We start from the raw sequence: 21,007 nt of genomic DNA, 5'->3' as shown, positions 1-21,007 counted from the left end.
ACACTTCAAAAAATGGAACGCCTGAGTAAAAACTCATGCGTAAGAACCACTACACTTCAAAAAATGGAACGCCTGAGCAAAAACTCATGCGTAAGAACCACTAACTCACTAAAGTGAGAAGTGGTTCTTTAGAGAAATGGTTCTTAAAAAAAGTCCAGGACAACTACTTATGTCCTGGACTTTACTCATCATACTTAACGCTTATTAATGCGTAAAATGCTTAATTCACTCTGAATATTTAACTACTTTTAAATTACCGGCATCGTCATTGCCTTCTAATTGATAATCAACTGAACCGTATTGACCATTTTCTTTCAATGCATTAGCAGTTACATAATAAGTATTACCTTGTTTTACAATTTCAGTAATTTGAGGTTGTTGCAAGTAAAATAAATCGTTCCCTTTTACACCACTTCTTGTTGCTTTATAATTATCAGTATCTTCTTTGAGATAATTAGAAACTAATGAAAAATTACTTTGACTATGCGCCCTATTCATTGCAGCAGTGTAATTACCGAAAAAATTAGCCACCTTATTTCTGAAGCTATTTTCTTCTTTTTCTTTCTTTTCTACATATTCTTCAATCTTATCACTATCAAAGTTCAATGTAACATTCGTCTTATCTTTAAGATTATCTGTTTTCACAGTTGTTTCTGCAGATTTAAATGTCTTCTTCTTGGCTTCCCCTTCAGCAGATATTGTTAAATCTTTAGTTTTAGGATATGGGCCAATTTCTTTTGCTTTAGCATAATCATATGATTTATCATTAATTGTCACTTTAACCGAGTCTTTATCTATCTCTGAAGCGCCATTTAACTCTACTTGAATATACGCCTCATCAAAATCTTCCTGTACATCTACAGTTTCGTTATTGCTATTATTAAAATTAAATTTTAAGTGACCATCAAACTGCCCATTTTCCATCTCTTTTTTAGTTTCTAAAGCGTAATCACCTGGGATAAACTTGCCTAATGAAGTTGCTTTATTTTTCTCTGCTACAACGGTTTTTTGTTTGTCACCAGACTTAAATTTATAAGTTGTCTTATATTTAGGCTTAATAATTGCTTCTTTTGTTGGAGCCGTAAAATTCATATTATCAAATATTAAGTAACGTCTACCGTTTTTACTCACACGTAAAACATCTTCCCCATTTTTGGCAGTTACAAAATCCGCTTCTTTAGTGTCGCTCTTGTTCAATTTCTCTATTTTTTGGTTCACATCTTTTACAAAGTTATCCATACCAACTTCTTCTTTAATATATCCAATGTATGCTTCTGCTTCGTTTTCATCTACACTATTATTCTGCGTACTTAAAATTGTAGATAGTTTTTGAGTATCATTATTATCAATCGCATTGATTAAAATTTCTGACTGTGCCTCAGGTGAATTGAAATTTTTCAATAAAATAAAAATTATAATAAGTAAAATTATGATAAAAAATGCAATTCCCAAGGGTATAATTTTACGCGCTTTAATATTTGCTATTTTCTTAGTTTCTTTAGATGTACGCGTCATTTTTTCTGAATCATCTTGACGTAGTAATCGCCCACAATGACCACACTTTCGCTGCCCATCTCTTGTATTTCCCCCGCACTTAGGACATTTTTGCATTTTCTCACCAACTTTATACCTGATTTTTACACTATCTCGTTATTTTAACATAATATAAGTTGAAACTATATGTATGATTTTCGTACTAAGAAAGGTAGTTTTAAACCATAGCGTATGCTATTGCATCATATATATTATATTTAATCTCAATCTAAATTGATATACATATTTAGTCTAGTATTACTTTACTCTTATAACAAACCATCTTATTATCTTACTACAATATAAGACACCAAATTTAAATTTAAATAATCATTACACCATGTCAGAAACTATATTAAGAAATTTTAAGCGCTATCCTAAGATTATGAATGATTTTTAGTATTGAAGTTTTTTAACCTTTGCCCAATAATTTCTAGTACATAACGTGCTTGTTCAATTTCATCATCAGACAAATCATGTAACATATCACTTACAATATCATTAATAATCGATTTACTTTCATGATTAAATTGTTTCCCCTTCTCGCTCAATTTAATATATTTTAACCTTTGATCTGTGTTTTCTTCTGTTTTAACCCATTCAACTACTTCAGCTTGAATTAGTTTCTTAATTCTTCTGCTGACTGCAGCTTTATTAACACCCTGTCTTTCTGTTATCTCCGTTAAAGTCATTGTTTTTTCATTTTCAAGCATTAAAATAACGTTAGCTTGTTCTTTAGATATATTATATTCTTCTCTTAATTCTTTCAATAATTTAGCTAATAATGTGTTGACGTCATCAATGAACTCTCCCATGAATACAATGTGATTGCCTAAATTTTTCACCATCACTTACACCCCTATACCTTCTATGTATAAAAATTTCATTTGCATTTTTATATTATGTTAATAATATCAATATTTGCAGCTGTATAAAAGTAAAATTTAATAAGTTTGCTTAACTTAGAACGAAAGCTATATTTTAGCAAATCCAAGCATGTTAGAGTTGCTTATTTTAGTATATTAAACTACATTTAATATACTAAACAATCTGGAGTGAAGCATTAACATGTTGTCATTGTTTTTATGTATTTTAATATTAATCACATTCATAAGTATGTTCTTAAATTTTAATTTTTCCACGCATCTTGCCAGTTATATTTCCCAGGTAATAGTCGGTTATGCTGTAATTATTTTACATATCGGCCACCATACATTTCCTATAGATTTAATTGCCACTATGTTAATAGGTGTTATATTATTACATGTGAAACATAAGCATTTATTCCAACATAGAAACAGCGTATTATTTTTAAAACGGCTTTACTTAATTGGCTTTAGGCTTATCGTCTTTATGCTCGCTTGTTATTATATTAGTTTTATTCCTATTGCGCTTAATGTTATCTTTTTATGGGTTTCAGCAATTGCTTTTAGTTCTATATTTACTTTTATTGGTTATGCACTATGTTCATCTGCCTTTCTGAATATAAAAGCTCCTCGTGAATTTGATACAATTCTTGTTCTCGGTGCTGGTATTTTCACGGAGCAAGTCACACCTATGTTAGCATGTCGCCTTGATAAAGCCTTGCGCTTGTTTGAAATAAATCCAGAAGCAATATTTATTGTAAGCGGTGGACAAGGCCCTGATGAACCTATTTCAGAAGCTCGTGCAATGCAACGCTATTTAATTCATCACGGAGTAAACCCTCGTAATATTTTATTAGAAGATAAATCTACAAGTACTTTAGAAAACATTATGTATACCGCACAACTTATTCAAGATTCGTTTGCTTATAAACCTAAAATTGTCTGTGTAACTAGTCAATTTCATATAATGCGTGCATTACGTTTTGGAGAAAAATTTAATTTAAAGTTAACTGGCGTTGGTAGTCACACACCTTATCATTTTTTTGAAATCGCATTAATACGAGATTTTTTAGCCTTAATGTATCAATATAAAATGATGTTAACTATTTACTTTGCTACGCTCTTTTTTATATGTATCATTGCATTTTGGCATATTCCTCAACTATAACCTATTTGAAATACTTAATTTGTAAATATAAAATTATATATAAATAAAGCCAAGGGCATAAATGAATGCCCTTGGCTTTATAAGTTTCTATTAACTATTTACAATAACCCCATTATCAAGTTCGATAACTCTATCTGCGTATTCAAATAACCTTTTATCATGAGTAATCATAATGCCAATCATTTTTTTACTTTGGATTTGATTTTTAATCATCTCTATAACTTCAGTTGCTCTTTCTGCATCTAAACTGGCAGTTGGTTCATCTGCCAAAATTATTTTAGGATTATTCATTAAAGCTCTCATAATTGCTACACGCTGTTTTTCACCGCCTGATAACATATGAGGAAATACATTTAATCTGTGTGACAGGCCAATTTGTTTTAGCAACGTTTCAGCTTTCTGTCTTGCATCTTTTTTAGACAAACCTGCTTCTCTACCGATTGTTGTTAATTGTGCTTTTACTTTTAAATATGGCACTAAATGAGATGATTGAAAAATAAACCCAATTTCATTCAATCTTAATTCTGACGCTTTTTTGTCACTGTCGTATAAAGGTGCGCCATTATATAGGATATCCCCACTATTTTGTGACAATAAACCACCTAAAATAGTTAATAATGTTGTTTTCCCTGAACCTGAAGCTCCATTGAGTATAACGAACTCACCATCATTCACTTCAAAGTTAATACCTTTTAATACAGTTGTCTCTGATTGACCTTTACCAAAAGATTTTTTAATATCTTTAACTTGCAAACTCATTATTCTCCACCTCCAATTGCTTCAATAGGATCCACTTTAAATAATTTAATTAATGATAAGGCAGCACCAACAATTGCTACCACAATAAACACTCCGACCACGAGCAGTAAATTAGATGCTGTCACGTGGAATGGCATAGATACTGGCATAACAAGTGATAATCCACTAATAATACCTACAGAGATCAATACGCCTATCATAGTTGTAATTAATATTTGGATTACAAGTGCGCTGATTAGATGTCTTGTCTTAATACCGATTGCTTTTAGAATACCTATTTCTGGAATTTTTTGGATCGTCATTACATAGAAAAACGCACTTAATACAATTGCTGAAATCACAAATAAACTTATAATCATCATATTTAATGGTGCTTGCTCAGCTTGGTAACTGGCAATTTCACTTGTGATATCATCCTCACTGAATACTTTCACACCTGAAATATCTTTGATTTTATCTTGTTGTGATTGAGATAAATCTTTCACTGGATAAACAGTGCTATTCTCTTTATTCAAGCTATCAAATCCGTTATTGCTCATCATGACTACTGAACTGTGAGAATACATTGTATCGTCAAGAATACCTGATACTTTAAGTTGTTCCCCGTCTTTCACTTTTATAGTATCACCAATATCAATACCATTAGCTGTAAGCTTACTATTGATTGCTACTTCATTATCTTTTGTTGGATAGCTACCATCTTTCAATTCTGGTTTTTCGTCTTTTACTGTGTTCGTCATGATAACATCTTCTTCGTCTTTATTTATTTTTAAAGTTTGCGATGCTAACATTAATGGCTCTTGATCTGTAATATCTTCAATTTTCTTTTGCTGCTCAGGACTAATAACAGACTTCGTAATATCTGGTTGTTTATTATCCTGTAAAACGTACTTTTCGGTTTTCATGTTATCTAACATTGATATATTTTCTCTGGCTAAACCTTGTGCTAACCCACTAATAAACAACACCATAATCCCAAGTAATAATATAATTAACATGATTAAAATATAACGGAATTTATAATATTTAATCTCTTGCCATGCTAACTTCATCAATTCCCACTCCTTCTCTAAAACTTATATCTAGAGTCTAATATCATTATGTGAACTCAATATGAACTATTGTTAATTTTTACTATTTGTGAAGTTATTTGGTTATGTTTATAATTGCACTATTACTGAATAAGGAGATTTTGCGCATGACAACTTGTTTAATTGTTGATGATGACAAAAAAATATTAGAGTACGTTTCAAATTACACAAGAAGTGAAGGACTAGATACAGTTACACAATCTAGTGCTGAAGATGCTTTAACTTACCTTGAAAAGAATCAAGTGGATATCGTAATTATTGATGTCATGATGGGAGGTATGAGCGGCTTTGAATTGTGCAAGATTTTAAAAGAAGATTACGAAATGCCTGTGATAATGCTGACTGCTCGTGATGCGTTAAGCGATAAAGAACAAGCCTATTTAACAGGTACTGATGATTATGTGACTAAACCTTTTGAAGTCAAAGAGTTAATGTTTAGGATTAAAGCAGTACTTAAGCGCTATAATATCAATGCATATAATGAAATCACTATTGGTAATATTACGTTAAATCAAGCATATTTAGAACTTCAATCAGATACGAAATCAATGAATTTACCTAATAAAGAATTTCAATTACTTTTTTTACTCGCTTCTAATCCTAGACAAGTATTTAACAGGGATGTATTAATAGAAAAAATATGGGGCTTTGATTATGAAGGTGATGAACGTACAGTCGATGTTCATATCAAACGTCTAAGGAAACGCCTTGAAAAATTAAATGCTAACGTGACGATTTTCACAGTACGCGGTTTAGGTTATAAGGTGGATGACCATGTTTAAATCCCTATATTCACGAATTGCTATATACACAATTGTCGTCATGTTATTTAGTGCTATTGTCAGTTTTTTATGCACAAACATCATTTACCATAACCATTTAAAAGCAAATAACGATGCAAAAATCATGCGTACTTTAGAAGATGCTATCAGTTATCAAAAACAGTCAAACATTGAATCTTCAGATCCTTTTTTCAACCATTTAGGGGAAATGAATTACCAAGTAATGACCGTTTCTGAAAATGGCAAACGTTCCTTTTATGGTGCTAATTTTAGAAAAGATAATGTAGATGATGATGTCGTCCAATCAATATTAAATGGCAAAGACTACCATGGTATTCGAAACTTACCATATAACCCAATTATTACTGGTTTCTTTGAAAATACCACACAAAATACTGTAGGTATATCATATGAAGATAAAGGTAAAAAGTATGCAGTATTTATGAGACCTGATATTGGTAAAACATTCAGTGAATTCAGAGTATTTTTAGCTATATTAATCTCATTATTACTCCTTTTTTCTATTGTATTGGTCATTTTATCAACTTACACTATTATCAAGCCAATCCAACAATTAAAACAAGCAACTGAACGGCTTATGAAAGGCAATTTCAATACGCCAATTCACGTTACTAGAAAAGATGAGTTCGGTACATTGCAATTTCGTTTCGATAGTATGCGCCTTTCACTTAAACAATTAGACGATATGAGACAACATTTTGTCCAAAACGTATCACATGAAATTAAGACACCATTAACACACATTCATCACTTATTAGATCAACTCAAATTTGCTAAAAATGCTGAAGAACGCACACAATATATCAATGATATATATCAAATTACAAGCCAATTAAGTGAATTAACTAAAGCATTGTTACTATTATCAGAAATTGATAACGGTGAACATTTAGTCTTTGAAGATCATATTGAATTAAATCGATTACTTAAACAAATCATTCGTCACGAACAATTCTCTGCAAATGAAAAAGATTTAGTTATCATGTCTGATTTAACTGAAATTTCTATTGTAGCCAATGAGCGCCTATTGCACCAAGCTTTCCAAAACATAATCACCAATGCCATTAAATATTCGCAACAAGGTGGTATCATTGACATTACACTTAATCAAGATTCCGAGACGATCATTTGTGAAATTATAGATGACGGAGAAGGTATGTCTGAAGAAACCCAAGCACGTTTATTTGAACGTTTTTATAAAGCGAGTAATCATGACAATAGTAATGGTTTAGGTTTAGCTATTGCAAAAACAATATTTGAACTTCATGATGGCTCAATATCAGTCCAAAGCAAAAAGGATGAAGGTACTACCTTTACAATTCAAATTAAAAAGTAACCCTTGTTCATTAAGTCTAAAATAAATATTTCTAGTGAACATATAAAATGCTGGGAGTTGTGCATGTATTTACTTGCCCTTCCAGCGTTTTCTTTATGTTTAAAAAAGAAATATAAAAAGACAAACTGCACGCTATAACAGCGTTTAGTTTGTCTCTATACATAGAACAACAATCTCGGAAACGTAAACAATATTTACTGAATTAATTAATTTTTAAATTTTCCGTTATTTCTTTATTTAATTGTGTATATAACGCTTCATTTTCTGATAGTTTCATACCATAAGAAGGCACTATTTCCTTGATTTTGTCTTCCCAATTAGCAAATTCGTCTTTGTAACAACGTTTAAGCAAATCAAGCATAATATCGACTGCTGTAGACGCACCTGGAGATGCACCTAAAAGTGCAGATAACGAACCATCTTCTTTGGTAATAACTTCTGTACCAAATTGTAATGTTCCTTTACCTTGATCCGTATCTTTAATTACTTGAACACGTTGACCAGCAACGACAATTTCCCAATCTTCACTTTTAGCATTAGGCACAAATTGACGTAAATCTTCCATACGTTCTTCGTTTGATAATGTTAATTGCGAGATAAGGTATTTCGTTAAATTCATCTCTTTTATTCCTGCAGATAGCATCGTAATAAGGTTATTTGGCTTAACAGATTTGATTAAATCCATATTAGAACCCGTTTTTAAGAATTTTGGTGAAAAACCTGCAAACGGACCAAACAAAATAGTTCGTTTACCATCTATGTAACGCGTATCTAAATGTGGTACTGACATTGGTGGAGCGCCTACTGGAGCTTTACCGTAAACTTTAGCTAAATGCTTTTTGGCAATAGCTTCATCTTTACATACTAAGAACAATCCACTTACTGGGAAACCACCAATATGTTTAGACTCTTTAATTCCTGTTTTTTGTAACAACTGTAAACTAGCACCACCAGCACCAATAAATACAAAATTACTTTCAACAATCGTCTCGTCATTCGTTTGCAAATCTTTAACTTTTACTTCCCAAACGCCATCATCGCGTTGCTGAACATCTCTTACTTCATGTTCATAATTTAACTCGACATTTTTATCTTCTAAGTTCTCAAATAATTTTTTAGTTAATGCACTGAAGTTAACGTCTGTTCCTGTTTTGTCATAACTAATCGCCATTGGTATATTAGACGTACGGCCCTCCATAATAAGTGGCGTCCATTCAGCAATTTTGTCTTTATCATCCGTTATTTCCATATTACTAAATAAAATATTTTTATTTAGTCTGTCCACACGTCTTTTCAAAAAATCAACATTTTTAACGCCTTGAACAAAACTCATATGTGGCACCGGTTTGATAAATTTTTCTGGATTTTCAAGTTGGCCTTGCTTAATTAGATAACTCCAAAATTGTTTTGAAACTTGGAATTGTTCATTAATTTTAACCGCTTTATTGATATCTATTGTTCCATCTTTATTTTCACTAGTATAGTTTAATTCACATAACGCAGAATGACCTGTGCCCGCATTATTCCATGCATTGGAACTTTCTTCCGCAGGTGTAGCTAATCTTTCAAACATCTTAATTTCCTTTTCAGGTGCGAGTTCTTTTAATAATGTTCCTAACGTTGCGCTCATAATACCGCCACCAATTAAGATGACATCTGTTTTGCTATGTTGTGTACTCATAACAAATACAGTCCCCCTTTTATATGTGTTAAATAGAAACGTTGTCTTTAATGTTATTAATCACATCAATAAAAATAAAGCGTTTTCTATAGATTAAAAATAATAAAGCACGTATTATCGCTATGTAATTAAACAATAACACAATATATTTCCATACCTCTCTAATTATATACATAATCGGCTCATGAAAAAAGGGCTTTCAGAAATTCTACACAAATTTTGTTAATATGTGTTAACTAGCTCAAATAAAAAAGGCATCATTTTCTAGTAAAAAACCTAATATTACGCTATATTTATTGCTACTTTAAAATTATTTAGCTATTATGCCAATACAAAATTCATTTCATGCTATAATGAATTTCAATTTAAGTAAAGTTTTTTTGGAGGTTTTTTAATGAAATCAATAACATTTTTCATGCATAATGTTTATGCAATGGGAGGCACCGTAAAGTCAATTTCTCAAACGGCAAATATATTAGCTGAAAAAGGACATCATGTAGAAATCATAACTATTTTCAAGGGGGCAGATTCGCCTTACTTTGATATTCATGAATCCATTAAAATAAAACCTTTAATTAACTATCAATTTCACCCACTTAATATAAAAGATATTATTATAAATAGAATCGCTAAATTCACTTCATTTTCTAGGCCAAAATATATTTCTCAATTTGAACCAGGTATTAATCAATTTTCTCACTATATAGAGAAAAAAATGATTAAAGCTATAAGCAATGTTTCTACAGATGTAATTGTAGGTACACGTGCAAGTTTTAATATATTAATTGCCAAATATGCTAGTACTCAAATTGAAAAAGTTGGTATGGAACATATGAACTTTGATGCACATTCTGAGGCATATCAACAAGAGATTATTAAGAATTACAGAGATTTAGACAAAATTACAACATTAACTACTATAGATAAAAACAAATACCAATCACATATCGATATACCTGTATTCGTAGTCCCTAATATTATTAATGAAGTCCGACTCCACGAACCGAAGGAAAAAATTATCTGTGCGGCTGGTCGTTTAGAATATGAAAAAGGGTTTGATTTATTAGTTGAAAGTATTAATCCTATTCAACAAACATTTCGAAAATTTGATTATCAAGTTCACATATATGGTGAAGGAAAAGAGCAGGCAAACTTGCAACAACTGATTAACCAATATAATTTATCAGACATTGTAAAATTATACGGTCCTACACAACAATTAAACGAAAAATTAGCAGTAAGTGAAATTACTGTTGTCCCTTCAAGAAATGAAGGTTTTGGTATGGTTATATTAGAAGCAATGAATCAAAGCAGTATAGTAGTTAGTTTTGATGGAAATGCTGGGCCTGATTCTATTATTCAAAATAATGTCAATGGTTATTTAATTGAACATGAAAACGTAGATGCATTATCTAATCAATTGCGCCGTCTTATAAACCAAGAGTTCAAAGACGATGTTGTCATTCAAAATGGTTATAAAACCGTTGCATCTTATGCACCAAAAGCAATTTATAAAGATTTTTTAACTATGTTAAACGCTTAGATATAATATAGTTGAACAATTTCACAAGCGAATTAATATAAAAACTTTACTAGCCATCCTATTAATCTTTTGAATATGCAAGTCATGTACTTGAGATTAATTCAAAAAACACGCTCGTATAATTTCATTGTAATATGAATTAAACGAGCGTGTTTTTTATTTCCCCTCATAAATAAGGTGATTTATTTAGTGAAGGATATTTTTATTTATAATCTACTAGATTTAAACTATTACATGAATAAATGTAATAAGAATGTCCAAATACACACAAATATAAGCAGAGCAATGCTATAACGCAATGTCATTTTCAACAATTCAGATTCTTTTCCGACTTGTTGTACAGAAGCTGTCGCAATCGCAATAGATTGTGGTGATATTAATTTAGCTGCCACGCCACCTACAGTGTTTGCTGATACCAATAAAGCGCCACTAGCGCCGATATTATTTGCTACTGCTGCTTGAATCGGTGCAAATAATGAATTGTTATTTGTAACAGAACCTGTTAGGAATACGCCAATCCACCCTAATATTGGAGATAACAGTGGGAAAATACTGCCTGTTTTTGCAATACCTTCACCTACTGCACTACTTAGCCCAGCATAAGTCATTAATTTAGAAATCACCAAAATAAAACAAATCGTTATAATCGGTAACCACAATTCTTTAAACGCTTCTTTAAACAATCGCATGCCATCCTTAAATTTAACACTTTTTGACATTAAAATTGTAATAATAATTACAAGTAAAATAGCCGTTCCAGTTTGGCCTATAATATTCAACGGTAACGTGATCGCTTTATTTGCAATATCGCTATAAGTTCCCGGTAATGTTATATTAAATACAAGTGAAGACAATGCACCACTTGGAGCGAAAAGTGACTTAAAGCTTTGTGCACTCCATATCATTACAATCACAGTTAAAATCACAAACGGGCTCCAAGCATATATAATTTGTTTAGGTTTATGTTTTTTAATTGTTTGAGGTTTTTCATCTTTGTTCAATCTAAAGATATTTTTGGGTTGGATTTTTTTCGAGAATAAAGCTAAAGCTAGCATTGAAACTAATGGTGGTATAATGTCTGCCAATTCAGGTCCAATAAATACAGTAATTAAACCTTGTAATACTGCGAAAGTACCACCGACAATTAAAATAGCTGGCAATGTTTCTTTAATACCTTTAAAGCCATCGATAATCCATATTAATAAAAATGGTATTAATAGATTCATAAATACTAAAGTCAATGCTGACATTTGAGAAACTGCCATACCAGAAATATTATCTGGTAAACCTAATGTATCAATAACAGTGACAGGTAAGCCAATTGCTCCAAACGCACCTGCAGACGCATTAGCAATTAAGCAAAGCATCGCAGCTTGTAATGGACCAAACCCTAACTGTGTTAGTAACAATGCACAAATTGCAATTGGTACACCAAAACCTGCTGCACCTTCTAAAAATCCATTAAAAGCAAAGCCAATTAGCAATAACTGAATACGCTGATCTTGTGAAATACTAGAAATACTATCTTGTATCGTATTAAACTGGCCAGTTTCATTCGTAATTTTATAAAGTAAGACTGCCATAACTACAATATATCCAATTGGTATAATACCTTGGAAAAATCCTTCAACAACTGCTCCCGATGCTATCGTTACAGGTAGTTTGAAGAATAGCATTGCAATAATAAGTGTAACAACTACAGTTGTTAATGAAGCATAAATACCTTTCATCTTAAAAATAGTAAGACATAAAAGAAATAAAACTACAGGTATTGCTGCTACTAATGTTGATAACAAGATGTTACCAAAGGGGTTAAAAGATTCTACAAACATTTTGACTCACTTCCATTTTCTATTTTTATTTGGTAATGAAGAACCTAATGTATATTGTGATTTTTTTCACAATTTGATTATACCATTTTTTTATCTAATTACAATAAATTTTTGAGAATTAATCATCCCATTAACAATTTCCCTATTTTATAAATTTAAAAAGTCATTTTTCAATAATTTGAAATTAAAAAATGATTAGTTTTATACGCTTCAATTTATAAGGGAATCTTTTGTTACAGGTTCCTTACATGATAAAATAGTATAAACAACTATTAAGTAGAGGTATACAAATGATAAAACAAATTGAAATTACAGCGTTGCACCTTTTAGAGTCTGAATTGGAAAAAGCAACATTAGAAGGTTACTCACACTTTGTATTAATTAATGACCAAATTGAAATATACCAACATATGCTTGAAGCTGTTGAATTAGAGCCATGCCCGATTGTAACAGACTATACAGTTCAACAGCAATACGTCAACGACTGTCGCTATTTTGGAAAATTAGAAATCACTTTCAACGATTGGATTGAAAATATTAACCACTTCCCAAATGTTATTTTCCATATAGAAACAGCACAAAACATCTTAAAAAGTTTTGAAATCAACAATATTTTTGACTTATCACTTATTTCACTATTACAAGATGACATCCGTACAGATAGTCATGTCGTTTTTAATTTTGAATCCACATTTATTACAAGTAACGATATCTGGAATGAAATTCATAACTTAACACCATTGAACACAACGAAATTCAGTCTAAATAAATTAGCCTATGAACATAAACACCCTATTCCATTTAAAAACAGTGAAACGCTCGCACCAGAGCAATTGCGCTTTACAGATAAATGCTTAAAAAATACAGGGTTTAAATTGCCCCATTGGTTTTATCATATGCTTCAACAACATTTTGAAAAGAAACATCGTGAAGCAAGTTATATTTATAAAAAAGACAAATCTAAAATTAAGAATCACATCGTTTTCTTAGGCTTTGATTATGGTTTCCGTGGTAATTCTCGTTATTTATTTAACCATTTTGCCAAGCACTTTACTAAATTACCTATTTACTTTATTACTAACGATGTTAATGGGCCCAATTTTATTAAACCAGATGATCCTAAAGCTAAATCACTTATCGAAAGTGCACAAGTAGTTATATTAGAAAGTTATATACCGGACTCTTTAAAGCCAAACGGAACTATTATACAACTTTGGCATGGTACCCCTATTAAAAAATTATTTTTAGATAGTCCAGAACCAACCCAAAATCTTAATATTTATAATTATCGCGCCCGTAAATATAATAAGTGGTTGCAACAAGATTATTTCATTAGTGATTGTTCAGCAATTATTGATTATTTTAAAACTGCTTTCCCACAACAACAAACACATATTTTAAATTGCGGTTATCCAAGAGTTCGATATTTATTAGAAAAGCAGTCTGATCATCACTATGTTTCATTTATCAAGCAAGAATTGAAGTTAAATCCTGAAAAAGAAACATTGCTTTATGCACCTACTTGGCGTACAGATTATGATGAATCCGATTTATTACCAATAAGCGATGGTCTGCTAAATAAATACAATGTTATATTTAAAGGACATGTTGAAGCTGGTTCTAACTATGTTCCTGAGAACGCAATTATTGCTCCCACTCATATAGAAGTTCAAGATTTACTGTTGATTTCAGATATTGTCTTAACTGACTATTCATCGATTATTTTTGATGCATTAACTATCGATAAAACAGTCTGTCAATATACACCAAATCATGAAAAATATGTTTCCGAACGTGGAGTTTATGAAGAAGTGATGCATGCGTTATCTACAGTACGCTACAGCGATGCTAAAGCATTACTTAACGATTTAATAAGCCATCAAATGAAAGATATACATGATAATTCTTTTGTAAATAAAAATAACCATGCTTTTGAAACCATTTCACATATTATTCATAAATGTACTAAATCTAAGTAAAGTGTCATGTTTAATTATTTGACTAATTATAAGAAAAAATTAAGTTATAAAGATCCTTGGTTAAAAAATAAGCGTCAATTTCTATATTATTTCAGTAGAAATTGACGCTTTGCTTATTTTTACGTAGCTATTTTGTGCGTGCTCATGCCCAGTGTAATAATAGGAGTGTGCGCTAGAAAATTGAACCATGACTAGTCAAACATGTATGGGCCGATATCATAAGCTATTAATTAACAAGAGAGGCAATCCATTACGGATTACCTCTCTGTTTTGAACATGGTCACTTATTTCCCCTGTTCTTCATTTATAGTATTTTATTGTCGATACGCAGGATCTACTACTCTAACCATACCTTGTTGGTCTACTGTAGCAATTGTATATGTTCCAGGTTGTGCTTGATTTTGGAAACTAAAGATATAACTATAATTTCCCTCACTACCTTCAATTGCATAGTCATTGAAAGGATTAGATTGACCATTCAATGAGTTAACCTCAGCAGTAGCTTTGTCCAATGAATTTTGGAAATTAGGCAAACTTTGTAATGCAGTTTGTGGATTTACATTACCAGACGTGATATTTTGTGCTACTGGTACAGCATTTTGTCCTTGGTAAGGAGCCACGTATTGAGATGCGCTTGAGTTTGATGCATTATTGTTGCTAGCACTGTTACTATTATTTGCATTATTACTATCCACATTGTCATTATTTCCTGAAGTTGATGTGCCATTTCCGCTATTCGTATTATTAGATTCATTATTGCCCTCTGAACCTGAATTATTACCTGAGGCACTACCATTGTTATCAGAAGAACTGTTACCATCATTTGATGAACTGTCAGAATTGTTTCCATTACTATTAGCGTCATTATTTGAAGAACTATCTCCATTAGATTTACTATCTGAATCTTTGTTTTTGTCTGAGTCTTTATCTTTGTCAGAGCTATCATTACTCTTCTTGTCATCATTTTTAGAATCATTTGATTTGTCATCAGACGATTGGTTGTCTTTTGAACTATCGTCCTTTTTACTACTGTCATCATCGCTACCATTTGAACAAGCAGCGAGCGCTAAAGATAAAGTAAGAAAACCTGCTAATAATTTTTTCATATAGAAAAACCTCCTTAATTTTTAATACTCATAACCTAATGGTCATTATCTATGTATCTCATCATCCAAAAGGTTGAATGAGAATTAATTTATTATTCACTATAAATTTAACAATAAACATCTTTAATGAAAATTCCTTAAAAAACATATAAAAATTTAACAAACTCAAAATATTTTTAAACTTTATATCGTCTTAACGCTTATTTAAATTATGCCATAAAACGGTTAACAAATCCTTATTTCTAAATATCTTTTTCCATAATTAAATCTATATCTACTACATTACCAGTATAAAAATGATGTTCTCCTGTAACACGCAGTCCTTGCTTTTCGTAGAAATTAAGTGCTTGTTTATTGTGTTCCCATACACCTAACCAAATTTTATTTTTCTTTAATTCTCGCGCTTTTTCGATTGCGAATTCAAAGACATGTTTTCCTCTTCCGCCACCTTGAGCTCTTGATAAAAAATAAATGCGTTGAATTTCAAGATATTCATTTCCCTTTTGTTCTGTTTGAGCTTCATTAATATTTAATTTAAAATAACCTACTATCTCTTCATTTTCTTTGTAAAAATAAGTGAATGATGCTTTGTTATCTAATTCTTTTTTTAGTTGTTTTATATTATAAGCCGTTTTAAAATACTGTTCGAAATCTTCATCTGTGTAACCACCGTCTTCAAATGTCGCTTTAAATGTAGTGATACTAAGTTGACGCAATTGCTCTAGTTCGTTAGATTTTACAAATTCAATTTGAGTTGACATATTACTTCCCCCACTTTGCTTTCTCTTTAAAAATAATTATACTAAAATGCTTCTTGTCTTACTATTGAATATTAATACTTTTATAATTATTTACTTTCCTCTACAAAAATTAAATTGCTATTAATTTAAAGCGCTTACCTAAAAAACGTATGGTTTAGCCTTATTGTGTAATATTCAATTACATGATAAAGTAGTTCTAGTTTTTTAATTGTTCGTAAATATATACATAAGGGAGTGCCATTTGGCAATGACTGAAACATTTAAAGCTTTTGTAGTCGATGAACAAGACGGCAAAGTAACTAACCAATATAAAGATTTATCAATAAATGATTTACCAGAGGGTGAGGTACTTATAAAAGTTAAGTACTCTGGTATTAATTATAAAGACGCGCTTGCAACTGTGGAAAATTCAAAAATCGTAAAATCGTACCCAATGGTTCCAGGTATTGATTTAGCTGGCGTAGTAGAACATTCCGATACACACGCTTTTGAAGCTGGTGACAAAGTTATTGTCACTGGGTATGACTTAGGCATTAGCCACTTTGGTGGTTTTAGTGAATACGCTCGTGTAAAAGAAGAATGGATTGTACCTTTACCAAAAGATTTAACACTTGAAGAAGCTATGATTTATGGGACAGCTGGCTATACAGCAGGCTTAGCTATCGAAAAGTTAGAACATAATGGGTTATCTGTAGAAAAAGAAGATGTGCTAGTACGTGGTGCCACGGGCGGTGTAGGAACACTTGCAGTAATGATGTTGGACTCAATCGGCTTTGATGTTGTTGCAAGTACTGGCAAGCAAAATGCTGAAGCTCAGCTTAAATCTTTAGGAGCAAAAGAAGTAATACCTCGTATTTCTGAAAGTGATAATAAACCACTTGGTAAACGTACTTGGCAAGGCGCTATAGATCCAGTAGGTGGAGAAAGTTTATCGCAAATTATTAAGCAATTAGATTATGATGGCAGCATTGCTTTAATAGGCATGACTGGTGGAACTAACTTTGATAGTTCTGTATTTCCATTTATATTAAGAGGTACTAGCATAATAGGTATTGATTCAGTTTATACTGAAATGAGACAACGCAAACATATTTGGCGTCGTTTAGCAAAAGACTTAAAACCAGATCAATTACACGACATCAAACAAGTGATTAAGTTCAATGATATTGAGTCAAGTATTAAACAAGTACTTGAACATGAAAATTCTGGCCGTATAGTCATCGACTTTGAAGCATAAACTTAATCAAACTATAGAAATGTTTCAAATTATTAACAATTCATAAATTGTCACTCTTGAATAGAGCGTGAATATGAAAGCAAACTTTAAAATTTGTTTTCATATTCACGCTCTTTTTCGTTATATTACAATTAATATAACCTCGCATTTTTATGCATATAAATAAAAATTACATCTCATATAAATAGATATAAATAAATAAAAATCTTATACTTTAATATTTACAAGTAAAATATGAAAGCGTATACTTATCTTTATCGAAAACATTCAGGAGGGTTTTTATGGGAATAAAAGTAAATAAAAAACTCATCTTTTTCCTTGGTGCGTTGGGAGGTTTACTCTATGGTTATGACATGGGAGTAATATCTGGTGCCTTATTATTTATAAGAGATGATATACCTTTAAATAGTTTTACTGAAGGTCTTGTAGTTTCGTCTATGTTAGTTGGGGCAATATTTGGTTCAGGTGCTAGTGGACCGATGTCTGATAGATTAGGCCGTAGACGTGTTGTATTTATTATAGCAATTATATACATAGTCGGTGCTTTAATATTAGCCTTAGCGCCTTCCATGCCTATACTAGTTCTCGGTCGTCTAATCATTGGTTTAGCTGTAGGTGGTTCTACTGCTATCGTACCAGTTTATTTATCAGAAATGGCGCCTACCGAGCAACGTGGTTCATTAAGCTCTTTAAATCAATTAATGATTACAATTGGTATTCTATCTTCATACTTAATCAATTACGCTTTCACACCAATCGAAGGTTGGAGATGGATGCTAGGACTTGCAATCGTACCTTCAGTTATTTTATTAGTTGGTGTCGCATTTATGCCTGAAAGTCCTAGATGGTTACTTGAGCACAGAAGTGAAAAAGCAGCACGTGATGTTATGAAATTAACATTTAAAGATAGTGAAATCGACAAAGAAATTGCTGATATGAAAGAAATTAACAGTATTTCTGAAAGCACTTGGAATGTGTTAAAATCACCATGGTTGCGACCTACTCTGATTATCGGAAGTATCTTTGCATTACTTCAACAAATAATAGGAATTAACGCAATTATTTATTACGCACCTACTATTTTCAATAAAGCTGGTTTAGGTAATGCTACTTCTATTTTAGGAACAGTAGGAATTGGTACCGTAAACGTCCTAATTACTATTGTCGCAATTATGATTATTGATAAAATTGATCGTAAGCGTCTATTAGTCATTGGTAACATTGGTATGGTTGCTTCGTTACTGATAATGGCTATCTTAATTTGGACAATCGGTATTCAATCGTCCGCATGGATTATCGTAGCTTGTTTAACTTTATTCATTATATTCTTTGGTTTTACTTGGGGACCAGTACTTTGGGTTATGTTACCAGAATTATTCCCAATGCGTGCACGTGGTGCCGCAACGGGTGTCGCAGCGCTTGTATTATCAATTGGTAGTTTATTAGTTGCGCAATTCTTCCCAATTTTGACGGAAGTATTATCAGTTGAACAAGTATTCTTAATCTTTGCTGCGATTGGTGTTTGTGCTTTAATCTTTGTAATTAAATACTTACCAGAAACACGTGGTCGTAGTTTAGAAGAAATTGAAGCAGACTTACGTTCTAGAACAAATGCTGCAAATGCAAATATAGAAGAAACAAAATAGCAATTAGCAATGGATGAGCTGAGTTCTTACTCAAGCTCATCCATAATAAAGAACTAATAACTTAAGTTATTGACAATATAACAGTTGAGGAGGCTGAAACAATTAATTTGTTTCAGCCTCCTCATTATTATATTCAAATCAAAAACTATAAATTTATGCTTACTTATCAATATTTGAAATACATACCACAAGAGTTGGGTTCTGTAGTAATAAAACCAAATTGTGCATACAACTGATCTGCAGGATAATCAGCTATCAAACTGACGTAGGTTCCTGATTCAGCCTCAGTGTTAATATAATCCATAATATGAGTCATTATTTCCTTTCCATAACCATAACCTTGGTATGCTGGATGAACTGCTATATCAATGATTTGAAATGCCGTTCCACCATCACCAATCACTCTTCCCATACCTATTAACGTCTGTTGATCATAGATTGTGACATTAAAACATGCATTAGGTATACCTTTTTCAGCAGCTTCTCGAGACTTTTCACTTAGTCCAGCTATTTTACGTAAATTTCTATAGTCTTCAACAATCGGTGGTTCATGCTTTATCTCAACCATTTATTGCTTTCTCCTAAAAATTATATTATAAATATTTCTTCATAACTACTTTGTTTGATTCCTTAAAGACATCATTATGGCTTGAAACGTAGCCTTCTGCAGCTGCTTTGGGTTCAATATAAAGCTTAGCCAAATTTGCGGCGTTAGCTGCGTCACTAAAAGCACTAGCGATAAGATGAGCTTTAGCTTCATGATATATAATATCACCACATGCATACAGTCCATCAATACTCGTAGAAGTATTGCCGAAGCCTTTAATGCTATACTCGTTAAACATATCTACTTGTGTTGAAGAAGCCTCTAACAATGTATTTTCTCTATCAAAACCATGACTGATAATCACATCATCAAATGCTTTAACCGTTTGTTCACCTGTTTCAATATTCTCTAATATCACTTTTTCAATTTGTGTTTGTCCTTGATTGCCTATAAGTTGATATATATGTGTATTCGGTAATTTTTCAACATTCAATTGCTCCATTTTATCTCTCATTGCTTCATAACCTTTAATATCAGCTTTTCTATAAATAAGCGTAACACTTTTAGCATAACCACTTAAATCGTTAGCCCAATCTAAAGCTGAATTACCAGCGCCAGAAATCAATACATTTTTATCTTTAAATTTTTTTAAAGACTGTACGACATAATGTAAATTAGTCAATTTGTATCTTTCTGCATCTTTGATATCTAGTTGCTTTGGATTAATGATACCTCCGCCAATTGCTATAATCACTGATTTTCCTTCAAATACATTTCCTTTATCCGTTTCAATCTCAAAATGTTGTTCGGCAATTTTTCTTATATCAATTACACGTTCTTCTAAATTCACTTCAGGATTAAAATGTAGACCTTGTCTAACTGTGTCTTGAATAACTTCAAAACACGGTTTCGGTGCTAATCCGCCAATATCCCATATAATTTTTTCTGGATAGACATGCATCTTCCCCCCAAGTTTGTCTTGAATATCTATGATACGGACGTTCATCCCTCTTAATCCTGAATAAAAACTAGCAAATAGCCCTGCTGGGCCACCACCAATTATAATTACGTCATCCATAAAGCATCCTCCCAAATTTAACTTGTATCTTACATACATTA

Annotated in this window: 17 protein-coding genes; 7 read left to right on the top strand and 10 right to left on the bottom strand. The window is 31.7% G+C overall.

What is annotated here, in order from left to right:
- Positions 1-225 precede the first annotated feature (225 nt).
- Together J5E45_RS08740 and J5E45_RS08735 are read right to left on the bottom strand one after the other, a co-directional pair.
- A complete protein-coding gene (locus J5E45_RS08740) occupies positions 226-1,611 on the bottom strand; it encodes a membrane-associated protein TcaA (RefSeq protein WP_039069853.1) in 1,386 nt (461 codons plus the stop codon).
- Between the two features lie 305 nt (positions 1,612-1,916).
- A complete protein-coding gene (locus J5E45_RS08735) occupies positions 1,917-2,381 on the bottom strand; it encodes a MarR family transcriptional regulator TcaR (protein ID WP_208182040.1) in 465 nt (154 codons plus the stop codon).
- Between the two features lie 220 nt (positions 2,382-2,601).
- Between J5E45_RS08735 and J5E45_RS08730 the strand changes: the two genes are divergently transcribed.
- Positions 2,602-3,567, top strand: a complete 966-nt coding sequence (locus J5E45_RS08730; protein ID WP_208182038.1) for a YdcF family protein — start codon at positions 2,602-2,604, stop codon at positions 3,565-3,567.
- Positions 3,568-3,657: 90 nt separating this feature from the next.
- On the opposite strand, the gene J5E45_RS08725 is transcribed toward J5E45_RS08730, so the two are convergent.
- Complete coding sequence (locus J5E45_RS08725; protein WP_208182037.1) at positions 3,658-4,326, bottom strand: ABC transporter ATP-binding protein; 669 nt, start codon at positions 4,324-4,326, stop codon at positions 3,658-3,660.
- Positions 4,326-5,378 (bottom strand): ABC transporter permease, encoded by a 1,053-nt coding sequence (locus J5E45_RS08720; protein ID WP_069792359.1) that lies wholly within the window; start codon positions 5,376-5,378, stop codon positions 4,326-4,328. The genes J5E45_RS08725 and J5E45_RS08720 overlap by 1 nt, the downstream gene beginning before the upstream one ends.
- A 146-nt stretch (positions 5,379-5,524) precedes the next feature.
- Between J5E45_RS08720 and J5E45_RS08715 the strand changes: the two genes are divergently transcribed.
- Positions 5,525-6,199 carry a response regulator transcription factor gene (locus J5E45_RS08715; RefSeq protein WP_069792358.1) on the top strand — a complete coding sequence of 225 codons (675 nt, stop codon included), beginning with the start codon at positions 5,525-5,527 and terminating at the stop codon, positions 6,197-6,199.
- Positions 6,192-7,556 (top strand): HAMP domain-containing sensor histidine kinase, encoded by a 1,365-nt coding sequence (locus J5E45_RS08710; RefSeq protein WP_107548739.1) that lies wholly within the window; start codon positions 6,192-6,194, stop codon positions 7,554-7,556. Before J5E45_RS08715 ends, J5E45_RS08710 begins: the two co-directional genes overlap by 8 nt.
- Positions 7,557-7,758: 202 nt before the next feature.
- On the opposite strand, the gene mqo is transcribed toward J5E45_RS08710, so the two are convergent.
- Entirely contained in the window at positions 7,759-9,237 is a 1,479-nt protein-coding gene (gene mqo, locus J5E45_RS08705) for a malate dehydrogenase (quinone) (protein ID WP_069792356.1), read from the bottom strand.
- 394 nt (positions 9,238-9,631) lie between these two features.
- Between mqo and J5E45_RS08700 the strand changes: the two genes are divergently transcribed.
- Complete coding sequence (locus J5E45_RS08700) at positions 9,632-10,780, top strand: glycosyltransferase family 4 protein (protein WP_101049810.1); 1,149 nt, start codon at positions 9,632-9,634, stop codon at positions 10,778-10,780.
- 230 nt (positions 10,781-11,010) lie between these two features.
- On the opposite strand, the gene J5E45_RS08695 is transcribed toward J5E45_RS08700, so the two are convergent.
- The gene (locus tag J5E45_RS08695) at positions 11,011-12,612 is read right to left on the bottom strand and encodes an L-lactate permease (protein WP_208182035.1); all 1,602 of its coding nucleotides are present in this window, start codon (positions 12,610-12,612) and stop codon (positions 11,011-11,013) included.
- A 290-nt stretch (positions 12,613-12,902) separates the two neighbouring features.
- Here J5E45_RS08695 and J5E45_RS08690 point away from each other — a divergent pair, with 290 nt between their 5' ends.
- Complete coding sequence (locus J5E45_RS08690) at positions 12,903-14,591, top strand: CDP-glycerol glycerophosphotransferase family protein (protein ID WP_069792354.1); 1,689 nt, start codon at positions 12,903-12,905, stop codon at positions 14,589-14,591.
- 314 nt (positions 14,592-14,905) lie between these two features.
- Here J5E45_RS08690 and J5E45_RS08685 read toward each other — a convergent pair whose 3' ends face one another.
- Both J5E45_RS08685 and J5E45_RS08680 read right to left on the bottom strand, forming a co-directional pair.
- Positions 14,906-15,697, bottom strand: coding sequence for a hypothetical protein (locus tag J5E45_RS08685; protein WP_101049812.1), 792 nt, complete (start codon positions 15,695-15,697; stop codon positions 14,906-14,908).
- Between the two features lie 242 nt (positions 15,698-15,939).
- Positions 15,940-16,458 carry a GNAT family N-acetyltransferase gene (locus J5E45_RS08680; RefSeq protein ID WP_039069626.1) on the bottom strand — a complete coding sequence of 173 codons (519 nt, stop codon included), beginning with the start codon at positions 16,456-16,458 and terminating at the stop codon, positions 15,940-15,942.
- 247 nt (positions 16,459-16,705) lie between these two features.
- On the opposite strand from J5E45_RS08680, the gene J5E45_RS08675 reads away from it, so the two are divergent.
- Both J5E45_RS08675 and glcP read left to right on the top strand, forming a co-directional pair.
- The gene (locus tag J5E45_RS08675; RefSeq protein ID WP_039069627.1) at positions 16,706-17,695 is read left to right on the top strand and encodes an acrylyl-CoA reductase family protein; all 990 of its coding nucleotides are present in this window, start codon (positions 16,706-16,708) and stop codon (positions 17,693-17,695) included.
- Between the two features lie 281 nt (positions 17,696-17,976).
- Positions 17,977-19,341 (top strand): glucose transporter GlcP, encoded by a 1,365-nt coding sequence (glcP, locus tag J5E45_RS08670; protein WP_052253475.1) that lies wholly within the window; start codon positions 17,977-17,979, stop codon positions 19,339-19,341.
- Between the two features lie 166 nt (positions 19,342-19,507).
- Here glcP and J5E45_RS08665 read toward each other — a convergent pair whose 3' ends face one another.
- The gene (locus J5E45_RS08665; protein WP_069792352.1) at positions 19,508-19,909 is read right to left on the bottom strand and encodes a GNAT family N-acetyltransferase; all 402 of its coding nucleotides are present in this window, start codon (positions 19,907-19,909) and stop codon (positions 19,508-19,510) included.
- A gap of 25 nt (positions 19,910-19,934) precedes the next feature.
- Positions 19,935-20,966 (bottom strand): NAD(P)/FAD-dependent oxidoreductase, encoded by a 1,032-nt coding sequence (locus J5E45_RS08660; protein ID WP_039069629.1) that lies wholly within the window; start codon positions 20,964-20,966, stop codon positions 19,935-19,937.
- Between the last annotated feature and the right edge of the window lie 41 nt (positions 20,967-21,007).

This window comes from Staphylococcus shinii (assembly GCF_017583065.1).
Lineage (GTDB): Bacteria > Bacillota > Bacilli > Staphylococcales > Staphylococcaceae > Staphylococcus > Staphylococcus shinii.
Note: the sequence above shows the minus strand (reverse complement) of the source record. Positions and strands in the feature narration are given on the sequence as shown.